Origin of the sequence: Candidatus Nitrosocosmicus franklandus, from assembly GCF_900696045.1 — an archaeon.
Lineage (GTDB): Archaea > Thermoproteota > Nitrososphaeria > Nitrososphaerales > Nitrososphaeraceae > Nitrosocosmicus > Nitrosocosmicus franklandus_A.
In genome coordinates, this window is sequence record NZ_LR216287.1 from 1,831,018 (window position 1) to 1,847,370 (window position 16,353).

The 16,353-nt window shown below is 31.3% G+C and carries 16 protein-coding genes and 1 pseudogene; 6 read left to right on the forward strand and 11 right to left on the reverse strand.

What is annotated here, in order from left to right; all coding sequences use genetic code 11:
* Positions 1 to 455 precede the first annotated feature (455 nt).
* From NFRAN_RS14365 to NFRAN_RS08675, 3 genes are all read left to right on the forward strand, one after another.
* The gene (locus NFRAN_RS14365; protein ID WP_269472321.1) at positions 456 to 581 is read left to right on the forward strand and encodes a hypothetical protein; all 126 of its coding nucleotides are present in this window, start codon (positions 456 to 458) and stop codon (positions 579 to 581) included.
* Positions 582 to 2,454: 1,873 nt separating this feature from the next.
* Positions 2,455 to 2,592, forward strand: coding sequence for a hypothetical protein (locus NFRAN_RS13835; RefSeq protein WP_172602229.1), 138 nt, complete (start codon positions 2,455 to 2,457; stop codon positions 2,590 to 2,592).
* Positions 2,593 to 2,613: 21 nt separating this feature from the next.
* Complete coding sequence (locus NFRAN_RS08675; protein ID WP_172602230.1) at positions 2,614 to 2,964, forward strand: hypothetical protein; 351 nt, start codon at positions 2,614 to 2,616, stop codon at positions 2,962 to 2,964.
* Between the two features lie 1,473 nt (positions 2,965 to 4,437).
* On the opposite strand, the gene NFRAN_RS08680 is transcribed toward NFRAN_RS08675, so the two are convergent.
* Positions 4,438 to 4,944 carry a hypothetical protein gene (locus NFRAN_RS08680; RefSeq protein ID WP_134484618.1) on the reverse strand — a complete coding sequence of 169 codons (507 nt, stop codon included), beginning with the start codon at positions 4,942 to 4,944 and terminating at the stop codon, positions 4,438 to 4,440.
* Between the two features lie 363 nt (positions 4,945 to 5,307).
* Positions 5,308 to 5,835, reverse strand: a complete 528-nt coding sequence (locus tag NFRAN_RS08685) for a hypothetical protein (RefSeq protein WP_134484619.1) — start codon at positions 5,833 to 5,835, stop codon at positions 5,308 to 5,310.
* Positions 5,836 to 6,674: 839 nt separating this feature from the next.
* Here NFRAN_RS08685 and NFRAN_RS08690 point away from each other — a divergent pair.
* Positions 6,675 to 7,001, forward strand: coding sequence for an antibiotic biosynthesis monooxygenase (locus tag NFRAN_RS08690; RefSeq protein WP_134484620.1), 327 nt, complete (start codon positions 6,675 to 6,677; stop codon positions 6,999 to 7,001).
* Positions 7,002 to 7,711: 710 nt separating this feature from the next.
* Here NFRAN_RS08690 and NFRAN_RS08695 read toward each other — a convergent pair.
* Entirely contained in the window at positions 7,712 to 8,191 is a 480-nt protein-coding gene (locus NFRAN_RS08695) for a pyridoxamine 5'-phosphate oxidase family protein (RefSeq protein ID WP_134484621.1), read from the reverse strand.
* Between the two features lie 598 nt (positions 8,192 to 8,789).
* A complete protein-coding gene (locus NFRAN_RS08700) occupies positions 8,790 to 9,584 on the reverse strand; it encodes a hypothetical protein (protein WP_134484622.1) in 795 nt (264 codons plus the stop codon).
* Positions 9,585 to 9,725: 141 nt separating this feature from the next.
* Here NFRAN_RS08700 and NFRAN_RS08705 point away from each other — a divergent pair, with 141 nt between their 5' ends.
* Both NFRAN_RS08705 and NFRAN_RS08710 read left to right on the forward strand, forming a co-directional pair.
* Positions 9,726 to 9,941, forward strand: a complete 216-nt coding sequence (locus NFRAN_RS08705) for a hypothetical protein (RefSeq protein ID WP_134484623.1) — start codon at positions 9,726 to 9,728, stop codon at positions 9,939 to 9,941.
* 534 nt (positions 9,942 to 10,475) lie between these two features.
* Entirely contained in the window at positions 10,476 to 11,102 is a 627-nt protein-coding gene (locus NFRAN_RS08710; RefSeq protein ID WP_134484624.1) for a hypothetical protein, read from the forward strand.
* A 47-nt stretch (positions 11,103 to 11,149) separates the two neighbouring features.
* Here NFRAN_RS08710 and NFRAN_RS08715 read toward each other — a convergent pair whose 3' ends face one another.
* The 7 genes and pseudogenes from NFRAN_RS08715 to NFRAN_RS08735 form a co-directional block, all read right to left on the reverse strand.
* Positions 11,150 to 11,530 (reverse strand): response regulator, encoded by a 381-nt coding sequence (locus NFRAN_RS08715; RefSeq protein ID WP_134484625.1) that lies wholly within the window; start codon positions 11,528 to 11,530, stop codon positions 11,150 to 11,152.
* 748 nt (positions 11,531 to 12,278) lie between these two features.
* Positions 12,279 to 12,371: pseudogene (locus NFRAN_RS14470) on the reverse strand (hypothetical protein); the annotation flags it as partial.
* 201 nt (positions 12,372 to 12,572) lie between these two features.
* Positions 12,573 to 12,746 carry a hypothetical protein gene (locus NFRAN_RS13840; RefSeq protein WP_172602231.1) on the reverse strand — a complete coding sequence of 58 codons (174 nt, stop codon included), beginning with the start codon at positions 12,744 to 12,746 and terminating at the stop codon, positions 12,573 to 12,575.
* Positions 12,747 to 13,721: 975 nt separating this feature from the next.
* Positions 13,722 to 14,147, reverse strand: a complete 426-nt coding sequence (locus NFRAN_RS08720) for a universal stress protein (RefSeq protein ID WP_134484626.1) — start codon at positions 14,145 to 14,147, stop codon at positions 13,722 to 13,724.
* 302 nt (positions 14,148 to 14,449) lie between these two features.
* Positions 14,450 to 14,956, reverse strand: coding sequence for a 4Fe-4S dicluster domain-containing protein (locus NFRAN_RS08725; protein ID WP_134484627.1), 507 nt, complete (start codon positions 14,954 to 14,956; stop codon positions 14,450 to 14,452).
* A gap of 123 nt (positions 14,957 to 15,079) precedes the next feature.
* Positions 15,080 to 15,370 (reverse strand): hypothetical protein, encoded by a 291-nt coding sequence (locus NFRAN_RS08730; RefSeq protein WP_134484628.1) that lies wholly within the window; start codon positions 15,368 to 15,370, stop codon positions 15,080 to 15,082.
* 645 nt (positions 15,371 to 16,015) lie between these two features.
* A complete protein-coding gene (locus NFRAN_RS08735) occupies positions 16,016 to 16,270 on the reverse strand; it encodes a hypothetical protein (RefSeq protein WP_134484629.1) in 255 nt (84 codons plus the stop codon).
* Positions 16,271 to 16,353: the final 83 nt, after the last annotated feature.

Consider the following 16,353-nt stretch of genomic DNA (forward strand, 5'->3'; position numbering starts at 1 on the left):
CAAATTAAGATTATTATTCATATTATGTTCACTAGTGGTTGAACTATCAGATAAAGATACTAAGAACCATTACCGTGATAACTAAAAGGAATTTCTAGAATAAAAATCCATTGTTGTTTGTTATGTGTTAGTGATATAACACTAGGTGTATTAATTAACTTTCATTTGATGTTCTTGCAATAACTCTGTGTCTTCCTAGCTCTTTCTTCCTCTTGATATTTGACTCATTTTCAGTAATTGCTTCTGCTAACATCTTTTTCTCTTCTTTTTAATCTTAAATTCATATTTCAATTATAGCCATCAACGTTATCATCCAAGCAGTTTGATACTAAAAGACCTTATTTCCATCGCAATGTATCAATCATTCTGGAAAAGAAGGTAACATTTGTGATTACTTTAACTTAGTAAATTGTTACTTTATAAAACCTTATATAACTTGCAAAATATAGAATATTATGTCAGCAATTAACGATGAAGATGAAGCTACGATTGCAAACCAGCCAAAACGATCAAAAAGCAATAATCATGTCTATTTTCAAAATGAAATTATCCTAAAGAAAAAAAATGATCGGTTCTCATGAGTTAGTCATTTTAAAATATAAAATACTAATTCAGTCATCTGATGTAGATATGCTTGAATTCTAACGCATCTGGCTTTTAATGAAGCTTGGGTAAAACATAAAGTTATAATGACATAAATTTACATAATCATATCATGATAGGTTTGTACGTGGATTTAGTAAATATGCGATCGTAGTTTGTTGCTATCTTTGATAAGATATTAAAGTCATTCAAGATTTTAACTAACTGACTTTAAATCTAAATTCATTATAATACGTTTGTTTTATTGCAATAATCTCAATTAATTGTACCAAAGAAGAGTAATCTTATATTGTTTTTAAAAACCTCAATGTTCTTATACTAAGAAATATGCATGATTGTATGAGAAAATTTATAGAAGTAGTTAATAAGCGAAATCAGACTCAAAACCCCTAGAATGGTTCTACTCGGATTAGAAAAAATTTAGATGGGATCCGGTTTATTGAAGTCTTTCAAAATGGCAGTTGGAGATTCTTACGTAACTATTAGCCGTTTGTCAAATTTATATTGAGAGTATAACTAAAATGTGATTTTCTCTCATAATATCGAGAATACGTTTGAATGTAATTGTTGCAGCGAGGTTTTATCATATTCTATTTTAACCGCACTCAACTTAAATATCTGATGATAAAAAGAAGAGTCATATCATGAGAATTCCTGTCTGATCTCTATTGTTCTTGGCATCGTTGAATTTGAGTTTTAACTTACCGTTTCTGGGTTTATATCTTAATCTCGTGCCACAGCAGGGACAAAATACAGAAATGTTCCAATTAATATAAATATCGCATCGTTGACACCGTTTCTGGCCCTTTATATATCTACCTTTGCTTATGCTCTCCCCTATAGCTTTGAACCTAATACAAATTCCTTTACAACTCATAAGAAACTATATCTATGGTTAATTATACTACCACAATAAAAATATTCCTGTAGAAAGTAATAAGAAGCAATTTTTTTGACATTTTAGTATGGATGTTTCCCTCATAGAAAGAAATCTGATCAAGATCTTGTGTTTAGCAAATACGGTGATACCAATGCTTATTGTCCAGATATCTATACCTAAACTATGGATTCAAGTAGGCAAAAATGTGTAAGCAATTATCGAGTTAGACGCAACGTATACTATTCTAGTCAGTATTTTGAGCACTTTATATCAGTCTTAAATTATAAATATGTGGTATCATAACAACCCGATTAACTATTTGCTAGGCACGAAAATTGTTTAAAATGATACTTGTAGTCTTATAGAACGCTTTGAATTTTGTCTATATAGTATCTAATTAGAAATTCTAGTACTTTAGGAAATTTATATTTAGCAAAACAAACACAATGTAACCAATTAATTTAGACATCATGTTTGATGATAAATTGAGTAGTTCTACTGTAATATCAAAATTCAGGAAAAATCTATAAACTCCTCTAATATATATTGGTTTGAGTGACTCTTAGAGCAATTAATGTCAAATTTGATTGAATCATTCTTGGATTTAGTCTTAAAATCAGAATATTGGATACGTATAAAGCGTAAAAATAGTACCGCATATTTTACATTTTAACATCAAGATGGGCATATTCTTTCTATACTTTGCTATTATTCATCAGACTTGTTATTAACTTTGCACGGTTCTATTTGGGTAATGGAAGATATTTGCCTCTTGAGCTTTATTTTTTGGTTGTTAATTCAACCCATGGTAAACTAAGACCAAGATTATTACTTTTCAACAAACGAATATAGCCTAAACTTACAATTTTACGTTGAATTCAATTATATTTAGTGTTTAAAAGAAGGATAACATATATCTTAATCGAATTGCGACATCATTTCCTTAATAAGTACCAATGTGTATATAATATGTGCAAAATAAAAAATATACCAATGGTCTAATGATGTCAATACCTTCTCTTTACAAGGCCATTGAAGCCTTTGAGACAGAAGATCAAACAATGAATGCTTTTTCTAGTAATAAAATATCTGATGTTATTGTCCAATAAATTAGGTTAAATAAATCTTAGATGATACAATTGATCAGAAAATGTGACATAAAAAAGTATCATCTGGATAGAAATGATATTCTGCTAACTACAAATTTGAGTTTGGAAATAGAACTTTCGGAGGACAAAACCGATAATGAAACCGCTTTAGACATTTACCCTAATTCTTTATTTAACAAGAAAGTTAGTTTGTCGGATTATAGCTTTGTTGGGTTTATGATGGAAGAAACTGATTCAAAAATAGTGGTTTTTGGAGATTACGAACAAAGATATGATATTCCAAAATCAAAAATAAGGCAAGTTAATGATAACAATGTTATTATTGACATGGATTGGGTCGGGTTTGTTTCATATAAGATAAGTAATGACTAAATAGTGGAATCATGACATTTCAAGATTGGATGAACCAAATTAAAGCGAAAATATTTCTCGGTTATAATAGTTCTTTATTTTTGTAGCAAAACTATGTAAGAATGTGGTTACAGATAGTTAATAACATATCATATTAATAATGAATATGAACAATCTAGATAATCCTCAAACACCTCTATGCAAAAACTGCACACATACCAAGGGTGAACACCGAAATGAACCGAATGGACCAAAATTTTACGATCATAGATGTCTACTTTGCAAATGCCAGCAATTTACATAATATGTATTTCTACGAAAGAAAGTAGAGTTCAATCGTCTTAACTTAAATTTATAGAAAGATCTTAAATGTTAATTTATCTATCATTTGATCCATTTGTCATTATTGACAACTTTTTACTATATTATTCAATCTCTATGCAGAACAATTGTCTATGAAAATTGGATTGTTATTATACTTTTCGAGTGTTAGATCATAAAGAAATATCAGACTATCCTAAATCATATTTTAATTGTAAACCCAAGTAGGATACAAAAACGATGGAAGAGTAGACAGACATGTTAGAAACATCGATTATAACTCAAATGAAATATTTAAGACTCAAGAAGAATGTCTAAACTGAAAAGCAACAAAAGAATTTGAAATAATATCTCACACACAATGGAATAAAATACGAATTATTATATTACTATTAATAAAATTGATAGTAAAAGAGGAAACATACGAAGAAAAGATAGTTAAATGTATATCTATGGTCGGCCGTATGCACAAGCTCCTCCGCTAGTTGTTTTGCTACTTGAATAGTAAAGGGGAATTCAATGAGACTTCTAAGGGTAATAATTCCTTTTCAAATCTGATCAATTATATTAAGTCACTCATGTTTTACAACGACTAATTCAATAAGGATGATTCCACTCTAATTCTAGAATAATAATAATAGCAGCTTAATTACATTATGAAGAAGCTAAATGTAAAAAGCAGGAAAAGTGGAAAAGATCATATAAAACGAAATTTTGTAATAGTTTATTCCTAAGAATAGATATATGCTATTATTATTAGTTAGAATAAATTGTCCCCATTGTCTAAATGAATATCAAGTCGTCTTTCAAAGCATAAATGGTTTTACGAAAGATATTAAATCGGCTTATGAAATTTATTATCAGAACTGTCCTCATTGTGGCAAACCTATTGCAGGTTTGTATCTACATCCTATCCCTGGATGTGAATTTGATTTTGAAAAGAGAAAGAACTAGTAAAATTCTATAGAGAGATAGTATAGTAATCCAAATTCTAATCTTAATCAGTTTGTTTTACAATCTTGCAAAAGGGATGAACTAATAAGGTAAGTTGTAACTTAGGTATCTTTCAATATTTTTTCGCGTCTAAATGTCTACCTGCATGCATACTGTATTTTTTACCTATCTTATTCTCTTCGTCTAACATAGAACACGTGAAAATATCACAGATTTATCTCACTTTCTCAAAGCGAATAGGTGGATGTATTTTACAATTATATTTATGATTGCGTATGAGAGCACCGAAGCTACAAGAGATGACAGTGTAGCTGCCTCTATTGCTGAGTATTCTAATTTTAATAGTTGTATTATGAGAAGAAATCTTGTTATATTATTCACAGCATCAAATATGGTGCTAGCGAACATCATTTTTATCAATATTTGTCTTAATGCGATAAAGTTGATTTTTCCAGTCAATCGCTTTGTGTAATTTCGCTTATTATCAGTATGAAAAAGAATTGCAAAAATAATCTTATAAGACAAGAACCCTGTGATTACCGTCACAGCAGAATTAACTACAAGATTGAAAGAAATTTCTGCAAAGTAATGTGCAACAATAATACTAATTAGAAATCCTGCCGAACCTGAAATTAGTAAATTTTTATTGAGCGAAATGGTACTATAGTACTTTTCATAAGCATTTGTGAAGAATCCGTTGATTTTCTTCTGAGTTATTGATTTCACCTAACTTGATTAAAGATATTTAATAAATTATTTAAACCTGCTAGATCTTGCTCTTTCATTAATTATCTACTTCTATTTTTTTTCGATATTTTCATTTTATAATTTATGGTTTTCAAGATCCGGTGCACCTATATAATACTAACACGCGGCACCACATTTTTGATGATAGCTTTATGCCTTAGTACTGAAGTTTTCTATCAATAAGGATTTTTACTTTTACCTTAATGATATGACGAGAAAATCGTCCGAGAGACGTTCAACATATGTCGTTTTTACTTCGTCTGCGGCGTATTTCGTTAAATATAGTAGGTGTATTATCTATTTATTACAAAATCGGTATTATTTCATATATAATAAAATAAATTATTGTAAAATTTGGGTGGAATTTATGAATTTTGGATTTGCGCTAATACCATATATTAGAGACGAATTTCCAAAGTGATAGTCTACACTTTCTGGATCAATCGTTACTATAAAAATATTACCGTTACTCGATCTTTCTATTGTAGTGGGAACTTCGACTACAGGACCCTCGCTTAAACTTATTGTGGATGTACCATTAAATATGGTGGAATTGTTATCGGGATCTTGTGTTGCATTCAATACAACAAATTCGGTTAAAGTATGAGTATGTCTACCAGTACCATCAGGTTTTATCATCTCAATAGCAGCTTTAAATGATCCAGAGGATTGGTTAAAATAGGTAGTATTTTCGAATACATCATTGGTTAAGATTGATCTCCAATTTCCTGTTAATACCCAGTCTACATTGCCAGTATCGTTTTCTGTGATTCCTACAAGAGGTCCGAAAACATATTTGTGATTCAGTAAATCGGATGGAATGGCAAATATCCAATTTGATGTCTGTCCTATTGATAAAAGGCCGGACATTAATAAAGCAATCACCAAAACTGTATTAAGATTCTTCATTAATATTATATAACTAAACACCTAATTAATTCTAAGGTATCAATTGCAAACAAATGCAAACATTTACCTTTATTTTTTACCATACTCATAGCAGTGAATCGATTCTAGAATTAAACAAAAGTAATTATTTAAACAAGATCCTCGGATGAGTGATTATATACTATGATATACAAAAGATACTGTCTCATTTGGTTGCTGCGCTGATCAATGATCTGTTAAATCCAAATGAGGTGTAATAAGGCTGCTGCTATGGGGTCATATATTGGTCACCCATGAGGAAAATAAAAAACATGTGGGATGTCTAGTATTCTGTACAATAGTATTGCCAACATACTTGTAGAGTAAGTAGCATGGCCTCAATAGTGACCTTATTGCTTTTATGCAGTATGTAGTTAAATGAAAACATGCCAAACTTCTTTATCTAAAAAAGATTGTATTATCTAGGTTTGTTTACTTGGATGTCTGTGCCTATTGGAACCGATTGATTTAGCACATTTTTGTAAGAGAGAAATCGAATTATATACTAAAATAAATTCAGATAATCAGCTGATATGGTTTACTGTAGACACGTAATAGGAATCCAATTTCGAAATAGCTTATTCTGATGTTGAAATGGTTATGGGCTATGATGCGACTTGATGTAAATTATTTGCTTTACAATTTTGGATTCGTTAAAATTTCATTTTACTAATATTATCTTTAAACTATTCTGACTCAACTAGATGTATTTTGGTCTGTATCCTCGCGGGATTTATTAATAAGTTTTTATTTCAAGGTCATAAATAATAATCTCATAAAATATGACTACGATTAAGGTAGACAAGGATGTCGTCACTCTGATTAATGTGTTCACGGTTGATCCATCGAAACAACAAGAAGTAGTGGACGCTCTTGTCGAAACCACCAATAAAGTATGGCGTCTTCAAGATGGATACATTTCCGCAAGTATTCATAAAAGCCAGGATAAGAAGCGAGTAGTAAACTACGTTCAGTATAAAGGAAAAGAAACATTTGATAAAAGGCTTGATAATCCTGAGGCAATAATTCATATGAACAAAGTATTGTCTATGGCCAAAGCAGATGGCCATTTGTATGATGTAGTTTTTACGGATAGCAAGGAAGAATAATCTGACTAATTCCCAATTGCATCGGAAATTATTTCGGTATTCTGCCAAAAAAATCTTTGTTATCTATGATTATCTTGTATTAATTTTGATTTATTAGAAAACCAATCTTGATAATAAATTGATTAATTTACTTGTATTCAAGAATTTTTGTATTGTGGGTGGTGGGTCAATGATGTGAAAAAGTGTTATGATTGTTGTTGTTTCTGTTGCAAAGAATTAAAGATTCAGAGGTGCCTTTTATGGCATTTTGACATCAAATTGATAATTTAAAAAGCGTCATATTTTTAATCAATAATGATAATGGCAATGATAATAAAGGCTGCTTAGTTACTTACTCGCTTGTGATCTTTCTGATCAAAACCTTGTTATCCTTGCAACTAACAGCAATGCTTTAAAGATAACAGTGATAGCATTCTGAGTAATGGTGTCAATCCAATCAGTTTAAAACCACACTAATGGCACTTGCATAATGATATTCTAGTCGGTTATTCAGAACGGAGATCTATAATAAGCTATTGCAGGAAGTGAAAACTTTTTTTGAAAAGTACCTAGATTGAGAATGTTTCAATTATTTGCCATAGTCTAGATAGGTGATAATAAACAAGAATTGATTAGATCAAAATACGAGAGTTAATAAAAAAGACAATCAATATTGTTAGGATTTTAAGATTTCCGGACTTTATTATCTTCTAACTAAAAAATGTAATTATTTACTGCATTGACTTTCCAAAATCCCATGCGGAGAAAAACTTGGGTGTAATTTCGATTATGATCTGTATACCTTTTCTAGTATTTTCCATAATTGTTTGAGCCAGGGGGTTGTCCTTAGTGCCCAAGTATTTTAAGATTATTTTTTCTACTATAGGTATGTTCCAATCTGCGTTTTCAGAAATTCTGGCTATCCCTCTTCCCTTCGCTCCTTTATATGGAAAGTTTTCATCATCGATTGAGAAATAGACCTTGTCTGGATTCTTATATAGATTGAGAGCTTTTCGCGTCGTCTTAGGGGTTGCTACATAAATTTTGCCTGGTTCCTTAACATAAAGAAACCATAGTGGTTGAATACTGGGATATCCATCTTCGTCAACGGTAGCTAACTGTAGGTTGAGTTTACTTTGAAGAAGAAAGTCATTAACTTCATCTTCTGTGACCTTGTTTGGCATGCCGGGAATAGATCGAATTACTTTCAATGTAGATACGAATTCTCTGTTCGTTATAAGTATTATTTAGCATTATACTATGAGTGTTATTCAGGAGCAAAGTTGTTGTTACAAATTCACATTTTGTCACAAATAGTTTGACACACATGTATCTAGGTCTCTTATTATGTTCTGATCGATATGATTAAAGAGGACCAATGTCCCGTCTGGGGTCCTTGGATTTCTGAAAATTAAATAACATATGCTATGATTTCAACTATGCTGTTTATTTCTGTAGTTATTTATTCACTGTTTCTACCGTAAGTTATTACATATATGCAATGGTGATTACCATATTATTCTCCCACTGATGTGTCTTGTTATTCTTGCATTGGTATTTTTAATGACTACCTTCGCACTATCGATCATTTAGAAAACACATTTTGACTTGTGAATGCTACTCATATCCATCAGTAAGTAAGAATATTTTGGATTACTCTGGGATTCTTTTGCTTGTTAAAATCAACTGACATATTATTAGACTACAAATGTTTTCTTATAAAAAAGACATGTTTTTATTTTCTATTAATTATGTTGATTCCATCACTAATTGCGTTAGGAATGGTTTGAGTTGAAAAAGACAATTAGTCTAATGCATAGAATGGTTTAATGAATAAGGCTGGGAAGTGCTATTTGTATAAAGTGGCGTCTCATTATTTGTTAAATTGTTGCTGTTTGAGTCACCATCTGTATCACTGCCCTCTAGACCCATTCCGCTAATAAGAGTACCAAACATTTCGTTTTCACCGGAAAAATGGCCGCCTGTTTTATTAACGTCTATCATTAGACCTAATACCTTTTTACCCATTAGATGAACAGTAATTGGAACCTGGTTAAATTCAATTGCGCTATCTGAATGAATGTCTGCAACTCCAGTAATTACAATATCATTACCTGCAAAAATAACATTCTCTGACTTGAAATTATTTATTATATGATTGTGAGATAAACTTCCATCCGGCTTTATCATCGTAAAATTTGCATCAAAATATGCTGTCATATTTGACGAGTTATCGTTTTTGTTTTCACTGTCTTTGATGTCAAGACTCCACATACCTCCCTGAATCCAAGCTACTATGTTATCTTGAATTTGGTTATTTGCAAAATGGCCAGACGCTTTTACTATGCTTGTATTATCTTGTTGGATTATCGTACTATTGTAGTTTAATACGTGATCCAAATTAGAAATATGCGAACTTACCTGTGCGTATACCGAATATTTCCATGCCGATGATAGTGATGATAGCGATGATGATGATGACGAAGGCAAAATCTGGACTTTATTATCCAGAATTGGTTCAAAATATAGTATACTACTATATATCGATAGTAAAATGGATATTAATACAACTGAGTAATGTAACTGATAGTTATTATTATGCAAACTGTACTGTTCTATCCATTTTATGAATAAATCTATTTCGCATTGTTCATACAATTTATTCAATAATAATTTTCAAACCCTATCTCGAAATGATTCGTGATAATATTCTTTTACGCTGTACTAATTTTAATGGTTAAGCGCTTGACAACTCCTTTATTGTTCGTCATAATGTTGTTTGTATCCGGGGTACTCTCTGTGACTAACCCAATCGCCGTAGTCGGACAAATAAACATAACAGCAACTGATGATTCTGGTGGTTCTGCAGAAATGCGTATTGATGAAGCTTTAAAGGCCTTGCAATCCAATAACAACACTGGCGCAACTATGCATGCTCAAGAGGCTCAAAAAAGCCTATAGGCTTGGATTATACTGACAATTCATCTTTTTTTATTGTTGAAATACTCAATTGAGATTTTTATGAAGAGAAGTCAATCATTGTCATAAGACAGTTATAGTAATTAATTGTTAATTTGGTTGCTTGGTGCATTATCAATAACGTTATATTCGTTTTAGACCGTCTAGCTTTTCATTCAAGCAAAGTATTTTGAGGATAATGCCAGTATATTTTCCTAGTCTGATTTATTAATTCGACTCATGTGTAGACAAATCCTATTCGGATCATCTGTGAAGCCTTCTTTTTGTCACTTTTGTTGATGTTGTATTATACTGATTTTCACTAACTAGATCCACTGATTAGTGTTTTAGTTTGATCATTGCTGAAGATGAACCATTCGATGAATAAATAATGAAAGCCGTTATATTTGCATATTAAACATTATTACTCAGTTAGTCTTGCAAACATTCGTTCATATCTGAAAGAGAATGTCACTTTAATTCTGACAACCAAATATTCTCAGCGATTTGCATCCAAAACACTCATCCTATTAAGTTTTGATTTACACAAATAGAGTAAAGGGATGTTTTATTATTAAACAACTTGCCAATAAAATTTATGACTTTGTAGTTGATGATGCTGTAGAGGAAATAGGTAATTCAAAGCATGGATTACACTGTTTGATCGTTTATCCTAATCTTGAAACTTTCAGAGTATTCTATAGTAAGTATATAGAAAGACAAATCAATAAAGAAAATGAAATAATTCTATTCTGTCCTTTCTATGAAACGGTAGGTACAGCTAGACGAAATCTCTCAATGAAACAAATACATACAGATGAACTTCAATACGAACGTGATGTTTCATTGATAATTTTTGATTCTTTAGATCAGTATTTTGGGAAGATGTCTGTAAGAGAGTTTATAGGCAGATTAGTCGAGTTCTCTGTTGAGGATAAGAAGAAGTACGGTGTTTCTATTCTGTCTGATATGGGCTGCTTCTTTTTCAAAATGCGTCACAGACAGTTGATGGATTATGAATTTTCACTACCTGTACAATTTGACATGCCTCTGAAAGGACTTTGTGTATATAACGAGCTTGATTTCGATAATAGACTTTCTGATGAACAAAAACTAGATATGGTAAATCATCATGGATTATCAATAAGGCTTCAATCTGTCTAAGTGTGCCACAGCAGATATGATATATTCGATATAGATTAAACAATTTATCATTTGTCAAATGTCTCTTCAATCATCTTTTTAAATGTGGATAATTTTATCGGCTTTTGTATGACTCTATCTATTTTTACTGATTGATATATATCATTACTTTCCAAGCCAATTGTATCAAATGCGGTCATTAAAAATATTTTTACTGAATTGTTCAATTCTCTTATTTTTCTAGCTAATTCCAACCCGCACATCCCAGGCATTCTTAAATCTGTAATGATCAACGAAAATTTCTGCTCATTCTCTCTAAAATAATCAAATGCTAATAAGGGGTTAGTGAATGATAATACATCCATCCCACTAGCTTGAAAATAATTCTTATAAAGAGTGGCTAGTTCAGGTTCATCATCTACAATAAGAATAGATAATGGATTTTGCATTATCAACCACTCAATTGAGAAAATTGTTCAACTATTTATTAAACTTGTTTTTATGTTAATAGATAATTCAACTATAATAACAACATCATTGACGCTCCTAGCTAATGCAGTATGAAACGGATATGTTTAATCTACAAATCGCTCATATTTGTCTATAACATCCAATAATTAACTACATTGAATTTATTAGTCGATTCTTATCTGAGGATTTTTATGCCATTTACTTGTAGTTTATTATAACAAAAAATATTTGATTTGCTTTTTAGATAGGTAATGAAAAGTGTAAGATAGATATCGACTCTGATCAAATCAGTACATTTTTGAAAACCACCATATGATTCTTGTATATCAATATAATACATTTTTCTAATATGGTGTTCTTATGATATTGGGCACTTTTATAGTGGTCATCAAATTTGGCTCAAATACCAAAGGCTAAAAAATCAATGGACAGAAACAAACAACCCAACATTAACTATGATTCAATATATGCCGCTTTAACTTATTTAATATCCAGTCCCATTAACTAAACACCGCATATCACCTAACAAAAATGTATTATCATCTTTGATATCTTACCGACTTATTAGTCCAGTAAACGACAAGAGTTTGTTGATAAATAATAAATACGAAAAAATAACTCATTATACAATATCTCAAAAAGGGATAGAGTACATCAAAAGGTATGGATATCTCAGATAACTGTTGTTTGATTAGATTATTTCTCTTTAGAACCTGATTTCAATAATCATATTTGTTGTTTCACCATTTCCTTGATCAAATAACTATGACAACGATTTTCATCTTTGCAATGACAGAATAGAGTGACAGTACCATCTCTCGATAATGTTCCATATCTTTGATTCGAAAGTAGAAATTCATTTCGGGATTATTGGTTTTAGTCAGGATTATGGACTGCAAGCCTATCCTCAACAAGGGAGCCCAAGGCGTGTAGGGCTTTTAATACTAAAGGATTCTTCAATATTTTTGATCTATATCTACGAGAGTATTTTTCCCAATTTATTTTCTTGTCTTTTAAATACTATTTCCAAAGTGATCTACTTGGAGCCAATTCCTTCCGCCAGATATGCCAATTCCCACCTTCTTTACACAGATATCTTTGTCTGAATTTAGCAATTAGGATTATAAGACCATCTGATTTTTCTAAGGGTTCTTTGAGAGATTTAAGTTTTATGACATCATTGACACTTGCCATATACTTGCACATTAGACATGAACCCTCTGTTTAAGATTATTTAAATAATAATAATAATATACATCTTTCCGACCCAATAACTTCTGTTGTCACATCGACTTCTGATAACCCTTTCCTGAAATACGACAAGGTATAGAAGAGAATTATGGAACATCCAAATTCATTCATACGTTGTCTAACATATGAAGTGGGATATGTAGCCATAGTTATGAATTATTTGGAATTATTATTAAATTTTGATAAAAATTATCACAAATAGACATAGAAATGAATAATAATAGAGCTATTTATAAAGAATTAATGAAACCAAGATTTTGACCTTATTAGTGATGATTTGTCATGTTAGAGAAGGCAGGTAAGAATCAAAATGATCACTATTTTTATAGTTTGTTTCACAAATTTTCTATAACCCGAGTAGGCAAACGATCCGCAAACCAAAAACCCAGTCTATTGTGGGTTCCTGGGGATGAGGTTTCTGAGTTTCATGAACGGGAGTAGCACCTAATCGATCTCGTCTCCAGGTTTCTTGTTACTAATAATTGAATTTTAGACAAAAATGATCACTATTTTTATATTTTGTTGGATCAAATCTTTACGGACCATAGGTCCAGTACTTTGTCACAATCTCTCCTAGGGATAAGTTTGGATTCTCTTACCGCTATACAGCAAACTTATCCTTAGGTGCTTTTTTTTAGTACTGTTATCGAGTTCTCTGACCTTTAGATTTTATTATCTCAAATTAACAAGGATATGGACTTGCTTTTGATAAATGAGATGCTATCTTTATGATAGCAAGTCATATGATTGTTTCTAAGTGAATGGACAAAAATGTATCTTTATTTTTCTGCAGTTGTTATACTGATCTTCACAGACACGTTTAATTTACTCATTCAAAGACTACGTGATTGCAATGTTTGTCCTTACGTAGTTTAAAATTATTATCGACCTAAAAATGACAGATATCTAGAATCACATCTATTTTACTATCAAAACAGGACATTTTGCATCACGTATTACTGTACTTGAGACGCTACCTATAACCATCTTCTTTAATTGTCCCATTCCTCTATGACCAATTACAATTATATCAAATTTTTCTTTTAATGAGAATTTAACTATTTCTTGTCCCGGATCCCCAAAAATAACTTTGGTTTTTATGTCTATGCCTTCTTTTTGAGCAAGTTGTCGATATTCATTAAAGACTTTTTCCCTTGCTTTGGAATACTTTTCAAGTAATTCGTCTAATACTTTTTGAGATTGTACATAGACTGTTGGTGGAACATCTGCAACACTTAATAGAGTTATCTTTCCATTAATATTCTTTGACAAATACATTGCATAGTTAAATGCTCTTTTAGCGTTCTCAGATTCATCTATGGGAACTAGTATTTTTGAAAACATTATTTATAAAATATGTATCAATATTATTATGCTTATTAGGAAATACAGGTCTACTCTTAAGCGGCCATTAATTTAATAATACATAGCAATCATTAAAACATCGTTCTTTCTAACTCTGAAAAATGAGATATTTATTTAATGTATTTTTTGTCGTCTTACTAATTGTTGGTGATATGGAAAAGATGGAGGGAGATTTGCAAAAATCGACCTTGATATTTTTTATTTAGTTTACATATGTCATTTGTTGCATTTGTCGGTGACTTTGTAGTATCCTCCTCTTCTTGTTCATTAGTATTATTGAACTAAACTTGAGCAAGTTTGGTTGCCTCATTTTCATGTATTGGTAGATTGGCTTCATCTACTTTTATGGAACTAGTAGGACATACAGTAACGCAAGCCATACACCAAATGCAGGCACTTTCTCTAATCGGGTCTGGTTTGTCGGTATAATCCCTCCTACCTTCTTTATTGTGGTCATCACCCGTGCCTTCGCTCACAGCGTTTACCATTTCAATTGCCGGAACATCTTGTTCTGATCTGTACCATTGATACACCTGAACTGGACAGGCTTCGATACAGGAACCATCAGCAATACATGAATCCCAGTCCACTGCAACATATGTTCCATGAATACCTAGTGGAACATACTCTTCTCCTCTAGCCTTGTATGCTTCTTGGACCTCTTTATTTGTAGAAGACTCTGCATCGGACCTACCGGGACCCCATACAAGATGAAAGTATGAGCCATCGGAGGTTGAGTGCTTTCCAATAACTTTATGATTTTTAGGAAAATCTGGATCTATAGTCATGTCACAAGAGACTGGTCATAAAAGTATTTAAGAAACAGAGATTGATTTGTCTGAAAACAATAATACTTTGAACTTGCAAAAGTTTTAGAAGAGATAGGATACTTAATTCAAAGAATTACGTAATTACTGTTTGAGTACCGCATTAAATCTCATTCCGGTTTCTATGTTTATCTTCTTGTTTTTGTCCAATGGCTTGTGAGTTGTCGTCTTCTTTTTTTTCTTTACTTTGGTCTGCTTTTCTCCTTCAATTGTTCTTTCCTCATCATTCTGTGCAAAATAACAGTCGTAAACTAAAGATGAAAAACCCGCCAGTTCTAATAATTCTGAAGGGGTAATGGACTCTTTGTCCAAAATTATTGCTTTATCGTTAACATATACCTTATTTTCTCTTTCTACTTTTGTCAGTTCAATCATATAAGCTAGTGATTACCATATTTTATAAGAGGATACAAGTATAGTTTCATCATTATCTGATTTTGATAGTAATATTCATTAGTGCACCTAGATATTTACTGCGAAGTTATCTTTCTTATCTACCATGTTCAAAGCTATCAGTATAGTTGAAAACAAGTTAGCATACTTATCAAAATGGTTTTTTACTTGATTGTCTGGGTAACCTTTGAGTAATTTAGAAAAAAAGGAAGAAACGATTTTTTAGCTTGAGATAAGATGTATATCACAATTGTCAGAGTAGACTTCTTTTGTTGTTGAATACGTTCTAGGATCTGATCATAGAAAAACAATCCCAAACCTGAAAACATCCTCTTGAGAGATTGCCAAAACATGAGATGTTTGTATTAAAAATGGGGTCCTCATAACATGATAACTTTGTAGCCACCATGCATGGTTAAATTATTAATCGATACTGCAAATAACCATAACGCTTACATACTTGCTTACTAAACTATGTTATGCTGTGCAAATACTCAACGGCAATTATTGGATCTAGCTGTTTGTGACTGGACTAGACCAAAGTAAAACCATCATACATTGGCAAACAAGGCTTCTATGGTTATATTTGCTCAGACAAAAATATAATTAATATTTGAATTCTAAATCTCAGTATCGTATCAAATCCAAAGCTAATCTTAGTTTGGTAATTTCTTCCTTTAGTATGCTAATATCTTCCTCATCCTTTGTATATTTCAATAATCTTTCACAAGCTTCAATTTGGGCCAACAATAATTCGCTTTTTCCCAGACAAAGGCTATGAGATGGCTCTAAGAAATGATACGAAATACTCTTTCCTCTTTCCTTGCATCCACTTGTTTTTGCCTCTACTAAATATCGTATTTCGTTTTCAATAATGTTCATGTCTATATAATACAGTACACATTAATAGTTATATCTTTAATGTAAATAGTATCAATACTGCTATATGAAATTTTGAGATATCA